The 15,452-nt window shown below is 74.9% G+C and carries 17 protein-coding genes; 8 read left to right on the plus strand and 9 right to left on the minus strand.

From position 1 onward, the window contains the following. Positions 1-8: 8 nt before the first annotated feature. The gene (locus MICAU_RS14040) at positions 9-1,454 is read right to left on the minus strand and encodes a M20/M25/M40 family metallo-hydrolase (RefSeq protein WP_013285979.1); all 1,446 of its coding nucleotides are present in this window, start codon (positions 1,452-1,454) and stop codon (positions 9-11) included. A gap of 100 nt (positions 1,455-1,554) precedes the next feature. Here MICAU_RS14040 and MICAU_RS14045 point away from each other — a divergent pair, with 100 nt between their 5' ends. Next, a complete protein-coding gene (locus MICAU_RS14045; protein ID WP_013285980.1) occupies positions 1,555-2,853 on the plus strand; it encodes an NAD(P)/FAD-dependent oxidoreductase in 1,299 nt (432 codons plus the stop codon). A gap of 27 nt (positions 2,854-2,880) precedes the next feature. Here the strand turns inward: MICAU_RS14045 and MICAU_RS14050 are convergent, their stop codons facing one another. The 3 genes from MICAU_RS14050 to MICAU_RS14060 are packed head-to-tail and all read right to left on the minus strand — an operon-like array spanning position 2,881 to position 5,867. Then, entirely contained in the window at positions 2,881-3,996 is a 1,116-nt protein-coding gene (locus MICAU_RS14050; RefSeq protein WP_013285981.1) for an AI-2E family transporter, read from the minus strand. A 39-nt stretch (positions 3,997-4,035) separates the two neighbouring features. Continuing rightward, on the minus strand, positions 4,036-4,869 hold the full coding sequence (locus MICAU_RS14055; RefSeq protein ID WP_013285982.1) for a spermidine synthase: 834 nt from the start codon (positions 4,867-4,869) through the stop codon (positions 4,036-4,038). A 26-nt stretch (positions 4,870-4,895) separates the two neighbouring features. Then, on the minus strand, positions 4,896-5,867 hold the full coding sequence (locus MICAU_RS14060; RefSeq protein WP_013285983.1) for a DUF2267 domain-containing protein: 972 nt from the start codon (positions 5,865-5,867) through the stop codon (positions 4,896-4,898). A 183-nt stretch (positions 5,868-6,050) separates the two neighbouring features. Between MICAU_RS14060 and MICAU_RS14065 the strand changes: the two genes are divergently transcribed. Next, on the plus strand, positions 6,051-6,365 hold the full coding sequence (locus MICAU_RS14065) for a hypothetical protein (protein ID WP_013285984.1): 315 nt from the start codon (positions 6,051-6,053) through the stop codon (positions 6,363-6,365). A gap of 93 nt (positions 6,366-6,458) precedes the next feature. On the opposite strand, the gene MICAU_RS14070 is transcribed toward MICAU_RS14065, so the two are convergent. Both MICAU_RS14070 and MICAU_RS14075 read right to left on the minus strand, forming a co-directional pair. Further along, positions 6,459-6,806 (minus strand): STAS domain-containing protein, encoded by a 348-nt coding sequence (locus tag MICAU_RS14070; RefSeq protein ID WP_232236616.1) that lies wholly within the window; start codon positions 6,804-6,806, stop codon positions 6,459-6,461. A gap of 43 nt (positions 6,807-6,849) precedes the next feature. Further along, positions 6,850-7,194, minus strand: a complete 345-nt coding sequence (locus MICAU_RS14075; protein ID WP_013285986.1) for an STAS domain-containing protein — start codon at positions 7,192-7,194, stop codon at positions 6,850-6,852. 253 nt (positions 7,195-7,447) lie between these two features. Here MICAU_RS14075 and MICAU_RS14080 point away from each other — a divergent pair, with 253 nt between their 5' ends. The 5 genes from MICAU_RS14080 to MICAU_RS14100 all read left to right on the plus strand — a co-directional run bounded on the left by MICAU_RS14080 (position 7,448) and on the right by MICAU_RS14100 (position 11,797). After that, complete coding sequence (locus tag MICAU_RS14080; protein WP_013285987.1) at positions 7,448-9,208, plus strand: PP2C family protein-serine/threonine phosphatase; 1,761 nt, start codon at positions 7,448-7,450, stop codon at positions 9,206-9,208. Beyond that, positions 9,205-10,251 (plus strand): cobalamin B12-binding domain-containing protein, encoded by a 1,047-nt coding sequence (locus MICAU_RS14085; protein ID WP_013285988.1) that lies wholly within the window; start codon positions 9,205-9,207, stop codon positions 10,249-10,251. Before MICAU_RS14080 ends, MICAU_RS14085 begins: the two co-directional genes overlap by 4 nt. 76 nt (positions 10,252-10,327) lie before the next feature. Next, a complete protein-coding gene (locus MICAU_RS14090; RefSeq protein ID WP_013285989.1) occupies positions 10,328-10,675 on the plus strand; it encodes an STAS domain-containing protein in 348 nt (115 codons plus the stop codon). A 71-nt stretch (positions 10,676-10,746) separates the two neighbouring features. Further along, positions 10,747-11,193: a response regulator gene (locus MICAU_RS14095; RefSeq protein WP_013285990.1), complete on the plus strand. Its 447-nt coding sequence runs from the start codon at positions 10,747-10,749 to the stop codon at positions 11,191-11,193. Between the two features lie 118 nt (positions 11,194-11,311). Beyond that, complete coding sequence (locus tag MICAU_RS14100; protein WP_013285991.1) at positions 11,312-11,797, plus strand: H+transporting two-sector ATPase B/B' subunit; 486 nt, start codon at positions 11,312-11,314, stop codon at positions 11,795-11,797. A gap of 11 nt (positions 11,798-11,808) precedes the next feature. Here MICAU_RS14100 and MICAU_RS14105 read toward each other — a convergent pair whose 3' ends face one another. Then, entirely contained in the window at positions 11,809-12,639 is an 831-nt protein-coding gene (locus tag MICAU_RS14105; protein WP_425311442.1) for a hypothetical protein, read from the minus strand. Positions 12,640-13,003: 364 nt separating this feature from the next. Between MICAU_RS14105 and MICAU_RS14110 the strand changes: the two genes are divergently transcribed. Further along, positions 13,004-13,942, plus strand: a complete 939-nt coding sequence (locus MICAU_RS14110) for an endonuclease/exonuclease/phosphatase family protein (RefSeq protein ID WP_244879761.1) — start codon at positions 13,004-13,006, stop codon at positions 13,940-13,942. Between the two features lie 4 nt (positions 13,943-13,946). Here the strand turns inward: MICAU_RS14110 and MICAU_RS14115 are convergent, their stop codons facing one another. Both MICAU_RS14115 and MICAU_RS14120 read right to left on the minus strand, forming a co-directional pair. Continuing rightward, the gene (locus MICAU_RS14115) at positions 13,947-14,375 is read right to left on the minus strand and encodes an OsmC family protein (protein WP_013285994.1); all 429 of its coding nucleotides are present in this window, start codon (positions 14,373-14,375) and stop codon (positions 13,947-13,949) included. Positions 14,376-14,455: 80 nt separating this feature from the next. After that, positions 14,456-15,403 carry a serine/threonine-protein kinase gene (locus MICAU_RS14120; protein WP_013285995.1) on the minus strand — a complete coding sequence of 316 codons (948 nt, stop codon included), beginning with the start codon at positions 15,401-15,403 and terminating at the stop codon, positions 14,456-14,458. Positions 15,404-15,452 lie beyond the last annotated feature (49 nt).

The raw sequence follows: 15,452 nt of genomic DNA on the forward strand, positions 1-15,452 counted from the left end.
GGCCGGTCTCAGCTGCCGGGCTTCGGGAAGGCGACCGGGCTGCGGTGCCCGTCCCGGTCGACCGCCCGTACGCCGAAGAACACGTTGTCCTTGGACAGGTCGATGGTCACCTCGGTGACGTCGCCGACCGGCAGCACCTTCTGCCACTGGTCGGCGGTGGTCTCCCGCCACACCACCTCGTACCCGGCCAGGTCCGGCTCGGGCCCGCGCTGCCACCGCAACGTGGTGTCGTTGGTCAGGTTCGTGGTCACCACGGTGACGCCCTTGGGTGTGCCGGGCGCCTGGGCCAGTGACCACAGCGTCGCGGCGTTCACCCGGACCACCCGGGTGATGTAGCCGAAGTCGCAGAACTCCGGCAGGTCGCCGTACTGCACCCCGTCGACGACCCGCACGTCCTGGTGCTGGTGGGCGAAGTCCTCGTTCGGCTCGGTGAACCGGCCGGCCGGCCAGCCCTCGCGCAGGAACGAGATGTGGTCGCTGCCGCGCAGGTAGCGGTCCCGCCGGTAGATGACGCGCACGTCCATGCCGGTGGCGGAGTTCCCGGCCACGTCGGTGACGAACCGGGCGAGCTGCCGCGACGGCGAGTCGTTCTCGCCGCCGACGGACTGCCGCACGCTCGCCTCGGCCGGGGTCTCGGCGGTCGGCACGCCCTCGGCGAACAACCGCACGGTACGCGGGTCGCGCGTGCCGTCGTCGGCGGTGCTGGACCCGACGATGTCGTTGCTGAACATGGCCTGGACATCGGCGCCGGCCGCCTTCAACTGCGAGGCGAGGTACGCCGAGCCGTACAGTCCCTGCTCCTCGGCTGCGACGGCGGCGAGCACGATGGTGGCCTCGGTGCGGCGGGTGGACAGCACCCGGGCCAGCTCCATCACCACCGCCACGCCGGAGGCGTCGTCGTCCGCGCCTGGTGCGTCGCTGACCGCGTCCATCACGTCGGTCGCCCGGGAGTCGTAGTGGCCGGTGATGACGTACACCCGCTCGGGCGTGACGTCGCCGCGCAGGGTCGCCACCACGTTGGTGATGGTGGTCGGGACGGGGATGCGGGAGGCGGGCTGCTGGACGTACGACTGGAGTTCGACAGTCATCCGGCCGCCGGACGCGGCCGCGTACCCGGAGAGCTGGGCGTGGATCCAGTCGCGGGCGGCGCCGATGCCGCGTACCGGATCGGTCTGGCTGGACAGGGTGTGGCGGGTGCCGAACGCGGCGAGCCGGCGCACGACGGCCTCGATCCGGCGGCCGTCGATCTCGCGCAGCAGCGCGGCCAGCTCGCGGCCGGGCCGCTGCGGCCGGGCCGGACGGCCCGGGCCCGGGGGAGCGCCGGTCGCGGCGGCGGCCGGGGCGGCGGTGAGCGGGGTGGCGACGGCGGCGGCGGTGGCCGCGGCGGAGGCGGTGAGGAAGGTACGCCGGCTGGACCTCGTGGGCCGACCCTCGGCGGTCTCGTGGTTTCCCATCCCGGCATCCTCGCGCCGATCACGAGGAATGTCCATATAGCCGCTGATGGATGGATCACGGGCACGTTTGTCGCAGGTCTGCCCGGGAACGGCAGCAGGCATGACGAAACCACGGGTGGTGATCGTGGGGGCCGGGTTCGCCGGGTACCACGCGGCCAAGACGTTGCGCCGACTGGCCCGCGACCGGGCCGAGATCGTCCTGCTGAACACGACCGACTACTTCCTCTACCTGCCGCTGCTGCCCGAGGTGGCGGTAGGTGTGGTGGAGCCGACCCGGATCGCGGTGCCGCTCGCCGGCACGCTCGACGGCGTCCGCGTGGTGATCGGCGAGGCCGACCGGGTCGACCTGCAGAACCGGTGGGTCGGCTACCGCTCCGTCGAGGGCGACCACGGGCAGCTCGCGTACGACCGGCTCGTGCTCAGCGTGGGCAGCGTCAACAAGCTGCTGCCGATCCCCGGCGTGACCGAGTACGCCCACGGCTTCCGCGGCCTGCCCGAGGCGCTGTTCCTGCACGACCACGTGGTCCGGCAGGTCGAGCTGGCCGAGCTGACCCAGGACCCGGCCGAGCAGCGGGCCCGCACCACGTTCGTGGTGGTCGGCGCCGGCTACACCGGCACCGAGGTGGCCGCGCACGGGCAGCTGTTCACCGACCGGCTGATGGCCCAGCGTCCGCACCTGAAGGTCCGGCCGCGCTGGATGCTGCTGGACGTGGCGCCCCGGGTGCTGCCCGAACTGGACCGGCGGATGTCGGTCACCGCCGACCGGGTGCTGCGCAAACGCGGCGTGGACGTGCGGATGGGCACCTCGGTCGCCGAAGCCACCCCGGACGGGGTGATGCTCACCGACGGCGAGTACGTCCCGACGTGCAGCCTCGTCTGGTGCGTGGGTGTACGCCCCGACCCGTTCGTGGCCGAACTGGGCCTGCGCACCGAGAAGGGCCGGCTGGTGGTCGACGAGTTCCTCAACGTTCCCGGCTACCCCGAGGTGTTCGCCTGCGGCGACGCCGCCGCCGTGCCCGACCCGACCCGCCCTGGGCAGGTGTGCGCCATGACCGCGCAGCACGCCCAGCGGCAGGGCAAGCTGGCGGCGCACAACATCGCCGCCTCGTACGGTCAGGGCGTGCGCAAGTCGTACAAGCACCACGACCTGGGCTGGGTGGTGGACCTGGGCGGCAAGGACGCGGCGGCGAACCCGCTGAAGGTGCCGCTCGCAGGGCTGCCGGCCAAGGCCGTCACCCGCGGCTACCACCTGCTGGCCATGCCCGGTAACCGGCCCCGGGTCGCGGCGGACTGGGCGCTGGACGCGACGCTGCCCCGGCCCGCCGTGCAGCTCGGCCTGGTCCCCGCGAACGCGGTGCCGCTGGAGAGCGAGTCACCGGAGCTGGCCCGCCGCCACTGATCGCCGCACGCACCCGCCGGCCGGCTCTCACCCGCCGGCCGGCGGCCGTTCCGGTGCTCCGGCGCTACCGGCCGCACCTGGGTCGGCCGGTTCGCCGTCGGCGGGCTGCGGCAGCGCCTCCCGCCCGGCGGGCGCGAACTCGCGCAGCAGCACCTGGACGATGCCGGCGGCCGGGATCGCCAGCAGCGCCCCCACCAGCCCGGCCAGCTCGACCGACAGCAGGACGCTGACCAGCACCGTCAACGGGTTCAACCGGACCGCGCGGCCCATGATGACCGGTTGCAGCAGATGGTTCTCCACCTGCTGGTAGACCACGAAGAAGACCAGCACGACGAGGCCGGCGGTGGGGGAGTGCAGGAACGCCGCGCCGGCCGCGGCGAGCGCGCCGAGAGTGGCGCCGACGAGCGGGATCAGGTCGAACACGGCGACCGCCAGCGCGATCACCGCGGCGAACGGCACACCGAGCAGGAACAGTACGACGAACGTCAGACCGCCGCAGATCAGGCTGATCAGCAGGTTGCCGCTCAGGTAGCCGGTGACGATCCGGGACGAGTCACGCCCGATGCGCCGCAGCCGCGCCGCCGCGCCGTCGCCGGTGAGCCGCAGCGTGGCGGCCACGATCTTCGGCGCCTCCAGGACCATCAGGTACGCCAGCACCACCACGGTGACCAGCGCGGCGACCGCCTGGGCCACGCTGCGGACCACCCCTACCGTCGGGTCGCCGAGCCGGGCGCCGTACCGGCGCAGCTGGCCGGGTTCGGCGTAGCGGAGCAGGTGGAAGCGGTCCAGCAGCCGCCCGAGCGGCCCCTGCCCGGCCTGCGCCTCGCGCACGATGTCCGGCGCCCGGTCGGCGAAGCGGCCCACCTCGTCCACCAGCGGCACCACGATCAGCGCGCCGACGGCGGCGAACAGCGCGAACGCGGCCAGGAACACCAGCAGCGTGGCGAGCGCGCGGCGGCGTACCCGACGTTCGAGACGGTCCACGAGCGGTTTGAGGGCGACCGCGAAGAACACCGCCACCAGTCCCCACACCAGCACCCGCCGGGTGGCCCAGACCAGCGCGAGCCCGACCCCGGTGGCGAGGACCAGACCGATCACGATCAGCGTCCGGCGCGCGATGGACCGATCGTCGGCGGCGCTCATCCGGCGCGGCTACCCGTGCTGGGGGTACGGAAACCCGGCTCAGCCCAGGTCGGCGTCGGTGACCGGGTGGGCACCCGCGGCGAACGCGTCGAGCGTCGCGCCGTGCAGCACCGTTCCGGGCACCGGGTCGGCGGCGACGCGGGTGGCGAGCCGGATCACCGGGATCCGGCCCGCCGTGGGCGTGGCGGCGAGCACCACGTTGCCGTACCGGCGTCCGCGCAGCATCCGCCGGTCGGCGACCAGGCAGACGTCGGCGAACACCGCCCGCAGCGTCGCCACCTGTGACCGGGTGTGCGCCAGCGGCGGCAGGTCGGTGAGGTTGATCAGGTAGAGGCCGTCCGGGCGCAGCACCCGGGCCACCTGCGCCGCGAACTCGACCGCCGCCACCTGCGGCGGCATCCGGGCCGCCCGGTACACGTCGGCCACCACCACGTCGTACGTCCCGGACGGCTCCTCGGCGACCGCCTTCCGGGCGTCGCCGAGCGCCACCACCACCTCCGGCGGCAGCCGTGGCAGTTTCCGCCGGACCAGCTCGACCACGCCCGGATCGCGCTCGATCACCCGCTGCGCCGAACCGGGCCGGGTGCTCGCGAGCCAGCGCGGCAGCGTGAGCGCGCCGCCGCCGAGGTGCAGCGCGGTCAGCGCCGCGCCGCGCGGGGCGGCCAGGTCGATCGCGGCGGCGATCCGCCGCACGTACTCGAAGTGCAGGTACCGGGCGTCGGCCACGTCCACGTACGACTGCTCGACCCCGTCGGCCAGCAGCGTGCGCCCGGACGGGCGGGCCGGGTCCACCACGATCTCCAGGGTCTCGGTGTCGTCGTGATCCACGGCGGGACACGGTACCGCGCGGCCACGGGCGGCCCCGGCCCGCATGGGACCGGGGCCGTTCCGCCGCCGGGTCAGCCGGCCGCCATCCCGGCGCCGGCCTCGTCGACTGCCGCGTCCACCCGGTGCGCGAGGTCCACGTCCGCCGCCGTCACACCGTCGACCTGCTGGGTCCGGACCGTCAGCACGGCGTTGTCCGGGTCGGGACGCCCGATCTGCGGCGAGCGTCCGACGTCGGACTTGAGCCGGTCCAGCCGGTCGAGCACCCGGTCCAGGTTGCCGCCGGGGAGCTCGATCGTGCGCACGAGCGAGCGCCTGTCACTGGACCAGTAGGGCAGCGTCGCGAGCGCGTCGCGCAGCTCCGCCTCGGTCAGCGGCGCGGTGGCCGAGGACGCGCCCACCAGGCCGCCGCCGAAGTCGGCCGGCCCGAGCAGGTCACGCAACTCGTCGGGTACGCGCAGCGACTCGACCAGATCCGCGTCGGCCTCGGCGAGCGCGGCGAGCGTCGCCTCTGCCTGGTACCGCGCCTGCTCCGGGGTGAGGCGGCTGTACCGGCCGACCTCGGCCAGGAAGCCGGGCAGGTCGCGGCGGCGTTCCATGCCGTGCACCGGCACCACGTCGTGCAGGGTCAGCGGCACCGCCTCCAGCAGCCGCTCCCGTTCCGTCTCGTCCAGCGCCCGGGCCAGGGCCAGCACGGTGGCCTCCGCCGCGACCTTGGCCGCGGAGAAGTCCACCCCCGCACGCCGGCTCACGTCGTCGACGAGATCCCGGTAGCCCATCGAGACCCCGGGTGACGGTGTCGGGTCCGGGAGCGGCCGCGGCCGCTCCGCGACCGCGGCCGGCGGCGGCGCGGGGCCACCCCGGGTCGTGTCCGGCTTGTGCCGTCCGGCCGGCGGCGGGCCGGACCGGTCGTGCTGGTCCAGCGAGGTGACCTGCTTGGACGCGCTGAGGCTGGCGCCGGTCTGGCTCGGCCGCAGCCCTCGCTCGCGGGCCTCGCGGGCCAGGGCCCGGCGGCGCTGGTTGTCGCCCTCCATCTGCTTGCGCATCGTCGCACCTCGTTCCTGGGTCGGTTGCGCTTGCGCCGACCGCGTTCCCGGCGCTGCCGGGAAGGTAACGGCGGACCGCCCGGCGGACGCTTCATTCGCTGCGGGTGAGGAGCGCTCACCCCGGCGGGCGGCAGGCTCGGACGGACCGGACAACTTCCGACGCACGCGGAAGGGCAGGTCGACATGAAACGGATCGTGGAGATCGTCCCCGCCCGTCCCGGCTGGTACGCCCGTTGGCGGATCGGCCCGGACGACACCCGTTCCTACCCGGTGACCCTCTGGGCGCTGCTGGAGCACCACGACGGCAGTGGACGCGAGGTGGTCGGCGTCGACTGCGTCGGGCAGTGGCCCGGAGCGGACGACGACGACATGAGCGGGGACTTCGTCCGTTATCTGTTCCAGACGCCCGATTCCGGCGCGCCGGAGGACGTCGAGCCTCCAGTCGCGGGCCAGTCGCGCGACGAAGCACCGCACCGGCAGGCCGCGCCCGCCGTCTGAGCCATCCTCCCGGCCCCCGGCCCCTGGTCCCAGGGTCGGGGGCCACCCCTGTCCGCGGGGCGTCCGCCCGTCTCGCGGGCGGCGCCGGCCGGGTCAGCCCGCCTCGCGGGCGCCGCCGGTCAGCTCCTGCGGCGGGGCGGCCAGCAACTCGGCCAGGCCGGTGCGGTCCAGCAGGTGCCTGATCTGCGGGTTCAGGTTCAGCAGGCGGATCGCCCCGGTGCCGGCCCGGTGGATCACCACGAGCGCGCTCAGGCCCGAGGAGTCGCAGAGGTCCACCCCGGCGAAGTCGAGTTCCAGCTCCTGGTGACCGTCGCGGCGCAGGTCGGCCACGGCGTCGACGAGTTCCGGCGCGGTGTCGAAGTCCAGTTCCCCGGCCAGCCGCACCCGGGCGGAACCGGCGTCGAGCCGGTCCACCTCGATGGTCAACATCTGGGAGGGCACGTTCCCATGTTCCCAGCCGGGCACGGCCGGGAAACCCCCGGGGTCACGCGGACGCTGTCGAACCCGGCGCGGCGAGGCCCGGCGCGTCGTCGACCGGCGAGCGGTCGAGCAGACCGGTGACGCCGGTCAGGTCGAGGATGGTCTCCAGGAAGCGCGGGACCGACCGCAGCTCGATGGCGGTGCCTGCGTGCTGGCCCTCCCGCCAGGCGTGCACGATCACGGACAGGCCGGTGCTGTCCATGAACTGAAGGCCGCCGAAGTCGAACACCAGCGTCGTCGGACGCGCGGTGAGCAGCCGGTCGATCTCGGCGCGCAGCGGGCCCGCCGTGGCGTACGCCAGGTCGCCGCCGACGACGACCACCGGGACGGCCGGGTTCGATCGATCCACGGAGATGCTCAGCGGGCTCGCCTCGGGCCTTCTCCGTTGAGGAACCACGTCACGCCTTTCCGCGGGGTTGCCGGTCGGGCCGGTATTGACAGGATCGTAACAACAGCGCCATCACCTCGCTGGATGCGCGAGCGGGCCGCAGCGCCGTGGGGTGGCGGTCCCGGCATACCGGCGTAGGGTGGGCGGTGATACGTGACCACAGGCGCCGGGTCCGGCGCCCCCGGGTGTCGACGAGGAGAGTGGGGCTCAGCTGGTGACTGCTGCCGACGTCAGGGGTGCCGACCCGGGCGACGGACGGATCTCCACGCCGAGCGCCGCACGGGCTCCGGCGTGGTCCGCCGCCGCGCCGGTGCCGTCCGCCCTGCCGCCGCTGGCAGCCGACCACGACCTTACCGTTCCCAACTGGTCCGAGGTGGTCGAGCACTTCCGTGAGGGCCTGGTCGTCTGCGACGCCGACGGTGTCGTCCAGCACGTGAGCCCGGTCGCGGAGCGGCTGATCCCCGAGGTGACGCCCGGCGAGCTGCTGGCCGCGGCCGGCCCGGTCCCGCTGCGCGGCGACGGCCCGGCCGAGTTCACCCACCACGGGCGGCGGCTGCGCGTACGCCCGGTCGCGTTGTCCCACCGACGGCGCTGCTGGTACGTCGACGACGTCACCGAGAGCGTCAGCCGGGCCGACGCGCTGCTCGCCGAGCGGGCCCGCTCGGCGTTCCTCGCCGTGGTCGGCGAGAAGCTCGGCAACCCGCTGCACCCGGACCGGGCCGCCGCCGCCGTGGTGCGCCTGGCCGTTCCCACGGCGGCCGACGTGGCGGTCCTCGTCCTCGCCCCCCGCTCCGGCCGCGCCCGCTGGTGGCGGGCGGTACGCGCGGACGACCGGCCGCCGGTGGTGGACAGCGGGGTGCTGCCCGCCACGGCGCTCCCCGTGGCCATCGAGGCCGGCCTGGCCGGCGCCGAGCCGCACGAGCTGGACTGGCTGGTCGAGCAGGCCGCCGAGGCGGGCTGGCTGCCCGGCCTGGACACCTCCGGCGCCACCGCCCGGGTGGTGCCGCTGCCCGGCCGGGAGGCGCCGGCCGGGGCCCTGCTGGTGGCCCGGCGCGCCGAGCGCTGGTACGACGAGGCCGACGTGGACCTGGTCCGCGCGTTCGCGGCCCGCGCCGGCGCGGCGCTGACCACCGCCATGCTCTACCGCGACCAGGCCGAGGTCGCCGACACGTTGCAGGCCAGCCTGCTGCCGGTCGAGCCGGCCTCGGCGACGGGGGTGCAGTGGGGCACCGCGTACCGGCTGGCGCAGGCCGGTCTGCGCATCGGCGGTGACTTCTACGGCTCGCACCGGCTCGCCGACGGCGGCTCGGTCTTCTTCCTCGGCGACGTGTCGGGCAAGGGCGTGGAGGCGGCCGTGTTCACCGGTCAGCTGCGCCAGTGCCTCCAGGCGTTGCACCGGGTCGAGACCCAGCCGGGACGGCTGCTGAAGCTGCTGAACGACGCGCTGCTGGAGACCACGCAGGCGCACGGGCAGGGCCGGTTCGCCACCATGGTGCTCGGCGTGGCCCGGCCGCACCGCGACGGCGGCCTGACGCTGACCCTGGCCGGCGGCGGGCACCTGCCGCCGCTGGTGCTGCGGGAGTCCGGCGAGGTCGAGGTGGTGCCGTTGCGCGGCATGCTGATCGGTGTGGTGCCCGATCCCCGCATCGGCGAGGTGACGGTGCACCTGGCGCCGGGGGAGACCTGCCTGTTCTACAGCGACGGGGTGACCGAGGCGCGCGGCGGCCGGCGCGGTGACGAGCAGTTCGGCGCCGAGCGGCTGCTCAACGCGGTGACCGGCTGCCACCGGATGCCCGCGCCGGCGCTCGCCGAGCGGGTCGAGCAGGTGACCTGCGACTGGCTCGCGCACGGCGACCACGACGACATCGCCGTGCTGGCGCTGCGGGCCACCGGCCCGGCCGGGCGGGCGCCGCGGCACCTGCACGCGGTGCCGGATCCGGCCGTGACCGAACGAACGAGGGAGCTGTTCGCGTGACCGTGCCGACCGTCGAGGCCGACCCGGGCCACGCCTTCCCCCGCTATCTGGAGTGCCTGGCCGACGCCGACGAGTCCGCCGCCGTGTCGGTGGCCCGCGGGCTGCTGGAGGCGGGCGTGCCGGCCGAGCGGGTGCTGCTGGATCTGGTCGCCCCGGCCCAGGCCGAGGTGGGCGAACGCTGGGCCCGCAACGAGTGGAGCGTCGCCCAGGAGCACGCCGCCACCCACATCAGCGAGCGGGTGGTGGCCGCTGTGGCCGCGTACGCCGATCCCCGCCCGACCCGCGGGCGGATCGTGATGGCCTGCATGGACGGTGAGTGGCACGCGCTGCCGGCCCGGCTGGTGGCCGAGGTGCTGCGGCTGCGCGGCTGGCAGGTCGTCTTCCTCGGCGCCAGCGTCCCGGCCGCGCACCTGGTGTCCTACCTGCATCGCTACGACGCCGAGGCGGTGGCGCTGGCCTGCGCGCTGCCGATGCGGCTGCCGCACGCCCATCGGATGGTGGAGGCGTGCCGCCGCTCCGACGTGCCGGTGGTGGTCGGTGGCCGGGGCTTCGGCGACGACGGCCGCTGGGCCCGCGTGCTCGGTGTGCCGTGGGCGCCCGACGCGCCGGCCGCGGCGGACCTGGTGGCCGACGAGCGGGCGCTGCGCGAGACGCCGCCCGCGCGGTTGGATCACCTGGCCGACGACGAGTACGTCAGCCTGGTCAAACGGCGCGGCGAGCTGATCGACAGCGCCCTGGCCGACCTGCGCGAGCGGGCGCCGTCGACGGCCGGCTACACCCCGGCGCAGCTCGACTCCACGATCAGCGACCTCGGCTACATCGTGGACTTCCTGGCCGCCGCGCTCTACGTGGACGACGCGACGCTGTTCACCGGGTTCGTCGAGTGGCTGGTGGAGATCCTGGTCAGCCGCGGGGTGCCGGCGGGCGCGGTCGGGCTGACGCTGGAGCACTATGGACAGCAGCTGCGCGACTTCCCACGCGCGGCCGCCTTCCTCGACCGGGGGAGGGCCCTGGTGGGCGGGCTGTCGGCGGCGGGCCGCTGACGGGCGCCGGGCCGGCCGTCGCATATACTTGCACCACTGCAAGGGTTCGCCTGCGGTGGGAGCGAGAGGGGCCACTGTGACGTTCACCGTCACGTACGCCCAGCGGGACGGGGGCGGCGTCTGCCTCCGGCTGGCCGGCGAGCTCGACCTCGGCACGGCCGGAGAGTTGAGTTCGGCGATCGACCGGGTGGTGGCGGAGGGGCACCGCGAGCTGCTGCTCGATCTCACCGAACTGACGTTCTGCGACTCCACCGGCATCGCGGCCTTCGTCCGGGGGGACAACATCGTCGCCGCCGACGGCGGCTGGCTGCGGCTCACCGGGGCGACCGGCCGGGTGGCCCGGGTGCTCCAGGTGACCGGGCTGGCCGAGGTGCTCCACCGCGGCCTCGACACCGCCGACCCGACCGCGCCGGCCGCCTCCTGATCCGGTACATTTCCCCGCCAGCAGCCGGCTGTGCGGCCGGACGCCCTCCTCACCACGAAGCAGGTAAACCGATGGGTCAGACCAGCCCCAGCCCCGTTCGCATCCTGGTGGTGGACGACGACCCGGGTGACGTCCTGATGATCGAGGAGGCGCTGGCCGACTCCGACGTCGACAAGGTCATCGACGTGGTCGCCGACGGCCAGGAGGCGATGGAGTTCCTCCGCCGCGAGGGCCGGCACACCGAGGCGCAGCGCCCCGACGTGATCCTGCTCGACCTGAACATGCCCCGGATGGACGGGCGGCAGGTGCTCGGCGAGGTCAAGGGTGACGAGAGCCTGCGGACCATCCCGATCGTCGTGCTCACCACCTCCAACGCCGACACCGACGTGGTCAGCAGCTACACGCTCCAGGCCAACGCGTATGTGACGAAGCCGATCGACCTGGACGACTTCAACGACGTGGTACGCCGGATCGACGAGTTCTTCGGACGGGTGGTCGTGCTCCCGAAGCACCCGTAGGGGCGGGAAGTCCGGGCCTCCGCATCCTGAACATTTTGCGGGAACGGCCGCGCCCGGGAGCGCGGGGACCGCAGGATCGGCAGGTGGGGACGCGCACCGGCTGCCTGGGGGGCGACGCATGAGGTTCTCGGTGGTGGAGACCGGCTACGACAGGCGGCAGGTCGACGCCTGTCTGGACGAGCTGAGCCTGCGGCTGGGTCGGCTGGCGGCGCGAGCGGAGGGCGCCGCCGGGGCCGGCCGGGAGTGGGACCAGATCCGGTCGGACGCCGTGCACCTGTGCGACTTCCTGCATCGCCGTACCGCGCCGGTCGAGCCGGCCGCGTCCCACCCGTCCGTCGCCGAACGGGAGGCCGCCGAGCTGCTGGCGCAGGCTCGCGCCGAGCTGGAGGCCGCACGTGAGGAGGCCCGCCGGTTGCGGGAGGAGGCGTACGCCGAGGCCGTGCGGGCGCGCCGCGAGTTCGAGGCGGCCCTGCTGGCGCGCCGCCGCCGGGAGTCCCGGGTCGACGAGATCCTGGCCGGGGCGCGGGGCGAGCGGGTGGCGGTGGACACCCCCACCGCCGCGGCGAGCGTACGGCCCGGTGGCGCCGGGCGCAGCTCCGCCTGACCGGCGCCGGGTCAGACCAGCGCCGACACCACGGTCGTGGCGCGCTTCTCGTGCCGGGCGTACGCGTCGGGGTAGGCGGACACCTGCACCGCCTGGGCGGCGGCGGTGACGCTCATGTCCTCCCAGCCCGGCACCTCGCGCAGCGCGGCGTAGAAGGCCCGGGCCGCGTACGCCGGCCGCATAAGCTGGGCGACGGTGCCCCAGCCGCTGCTGGGCCGCTGCTGGAACAGCCCGACCGAGTCGTGGTCGGAGCCGCTGCCCTGGTGCGGGTGGTCGAAGGACTGCGGCAGCACGTCGCTGGCCAGGTTGTAGAGGTTGCTCTCCTGCATGGCGGTGGCGACTGCGACGACCAGGGCCCGGCGGGGCATCTTCATCTCCCGCCCCACGTCGACGATGGCCTTGGCGTTGTCCATCTGCCGTTGGTCCAGGCCGGCGACCGGCCGGGGGCGCGCGGGCAGCACGGGCTTGCGCGGCGGCTTCTTCGTCGCCGTGGTGCCGGGCGTGGGAGCCGGCGGCGGCAGGGCCGCGACGGCCGGCGGCGCGACCCGGGTGAAGTCGCGGGAGGCGCGCTGGTCGGCGGCGGCCCGGTCGGCGACCGCCTCGCGTACCTCCAGGTGCGCCGGGCCGGTCTCGCCGACGCCCGCCACGCCGATCAGGCCGAGGCAGCAGGTGACGCCGGTGGCCACCGCGATCCGGCCGGGCACGGACCGGGCCGGGCCGCGTCGTGGCGGTTCCGGGGCGCGGTGACGCCCCACCCTCCGTTCGGCTGATGCCGGGTCAATCGTTCGGCGAACCGGGCGGTTGGCGGGCAACGGCTGATGATCGGGGTCGTCGGGGTGCACCCGCCGAGGCTAGAAAGCTTCCGGCCCTTTGCCATCGGGGTGATTGGTGGCATGCGCCACAATCTGCCGGATTCGCGGGCGACATCAGGGGTGGCGGATCATGAAAACCGCTAACCGCGCGTACCCGGAAGAATGCCTATGTCGGTTTCGGTGGTGCGAAACGGACGCCGAGTCGACCCGGCGGCGGCCGACGCCCGGCTCCACCGTTCGGCCGAGGGTGCCCTGGTCGGCCGTCTCTCGCCCGGCGGCGGTCCGCCGACCCGCCGGGATCGACTCCTCGCGATCCGGCGGCTCACGGTGCGGAGACCGTGGATCATGGCGACGCCGCCGCGCGGCGACCCGGGCGCTCGATACGATTCCGACGGTGACGCAGCGGATGGTCGACGAGCGCCCGCCCGGCCCCCGCAGCCGGCGCGGCGCCGTCGTCATCCTCTGCGCCGTGCTGCTCACGCTGCTGCTGGCCGGGCACCGGCTGGTGCCGAACGTGCACGGCCTGGGCAGCCTGGTGGACAGCGTCACCCCGCTGCTCGGAATCGCCGTGCCGCTGCTCGCGCTCGCGGCGCTGCTGCGCCGCTCCCGGCCGGCGCTGCTGGCGGTGCTGCTGCCGGCCCTGGTCTGGGCCGGGCTCTACGGCCGCGCGTGGCTGCCCCCGGCCGCCGGCGCGGACGGCGCCGCGGTCCGCGTGGTCAGCCAGAACCTGCGCGTGGGCAACCCCGACCCGGCCGCCACCGTCGGCGCGCTCACCGACGACGCCCCGGACCTGATCGGGCTCCAGGAGGTCGCCGACGGCGACCGGGTGGCGTCCGTGCTGGCCGAGCGCTACCCGCACCGGGCGGTGGTGTCGACTGTCGCGCTGTGGAGCCGGTGGCCGATCCGCGAGGCGCACGGCGTCGACACCGGGCTGGGCTGGGACCGCGCGCTGCGGGCTGTGGTCGCCGCGCCTCAGGGCGACCTGGCCGTGTACGTGGTCCACCTCGGCTCCGCGCGGGCCGGGCACACCGCCACCCGGGACCAGACCGTCGCCGCGCTCGCCGACGCCGTGCGTGCCGACCCGGCCGACCGGCTGGTGGTGCTCGGCGACCTGAACACCGCCACCACCGACCGGGTCTTCGACCCGCTGACCCGGCTGCTCGGCGACGCGCAGGCCGAGGCCGGGCAGGGATTCGGGTTCACCTGGCCGGCCGGGCTGCCGGTCACCCGCCCGGACCACGTCCTCTACCGGGGACTGACGCCGACCGCCGCCGGGGTGCTGCACACCCCGGACAGCGACCACCGCGCGGTCACCGCCGGCTTCCGCTGGTGACCTCTCAGTGCCGGCCGTTCTCCGCCGGGGTCACGGTGAGCCGGTGCCGGCTCGGATCTCCGCTGGAGAACGGCCAGAGCCGGTCGGCGTACGCGACCAGGTCGGCCAGCTGGTCCCGGGTCAGTCCCGCCGAGGAGATCTCGGCGTGCACGTCGGCCCGGTAGCGGCCGTCGTCGTCGCGGCCCAGCTTCGCCTCGGCGGTCACCTGCACGGTGTGCGCCTCGTCGGTGATCTCCCCGGCCGCCTCCACCGCCGCGTGGTGCAGGCAGGAGGCGAACGCCGCGGCCAGGAGCTGTTCCGGCGTCAGGCCGGTGCAGTGCGGCGCCAGCGGGGACGCCAGGGCGGAGGAGAGCCCGCCGTCGTCGGTGCGTACGTGACCGCCCGCCGCGGTCGCCGTGGCCGTCTCGGCCAGCCAGGAACTCGGATCCGGCATCGCGTTCCTCCCGTCACTCACCGGACCGCGTTCCCGGACCCCGAGCGGCGAAACCGCGCCCAAGCAGCCAGTAGGAGTGCTCAGCGGACCCGGCCGCTGGTCGCGGCGTCGACGGCCATCGCCTCGGTGGCCTCGGCGGCGGCCCGGCTGGTCCACGGCGACACCTGCGGCAGGCGCTGCCGGGGCAGCATCGCGGTCATCGGCACGTAGACCCGGGCGTCCACGGCCTCGGCCAGCAGCAACGCGGCCATCGGGCTGGTCGGCCGGGCGCACGGGTCGGCGTCGAGGCAGCGGCGGACGAGCTCGGCCACCTCGCCCGGCAGGCCGGGAACCTCGGGCAGCGGGCGGGGCGGCCGGCGGCGGCGCGACCCGAGCAGCTGGGTGGTGGTGCCGGCCTCGTACGGCAGTTCACCGGTGAGGCAGTAGTACAGCAGCACGCCCAGCGCGTACATGTCGGCGGCCGGGGTGGCCGGCCGGCGGTCGAGCTGCTCCGGCGCCAGGTACGCCGGAGTGCCCACGACGACGCCGTCCGGAGTGTGGTCCGGTGCGCCGGCCGGAGTGGCGATGCCGAAGTCGAGCACCTTCACCCCGCACGGGGTGAGGATCACGTTCGCGGGCTTGACGTCCCGGTGCACGATGTCGTGCGCGTGCGCGGCGGCGAGCGCGGCGCACACCTCGGCGCAGACCCGTACCGCGATCCGCCAGTCCAGCGGCCCGGTGCGCAGGTGCGCGGCGAGCGTCTCGCCCTCGGCCAGCTCCATCACGATGTACGGCACCGGTCGTCCGTCCGGCAGCGTCGCGGTGCCGAAGTCGTGCACGCTCGCGACGTTCGGGTGCACCAGCCGCGCCGCCGAACGCGCTTCGGCCCGGATCCGTTCCACCGAGCCGGCGTCGCCGTCCAGTGCGGGGGAGATGAGCTTCACCGCGACGGTCCGGTCCAGCACGCGGTCGTGCGCGCGCCACACCTCCGACATGCCACCCAAGCCGGCTCGCTGTTCGAGCTCGTACCGCCCGCCCAGCGTCCTCATCGCCACTCCTCGCCTCGTCCGGTGCCCTCCGGTCCCGCTACCCGGCCCC

It is taken from the genome of Micromonospora aurantiaca ATCC 27029, from assembly GCF_000145235.1.
Taxonomy (GTDB): domain Bacteria; phylum Actinomycetota; class Actinomycetes; order Mycobacteriales; family Micromonosporaceae; genus Micromonospora; species Micromonospora aurantiaca.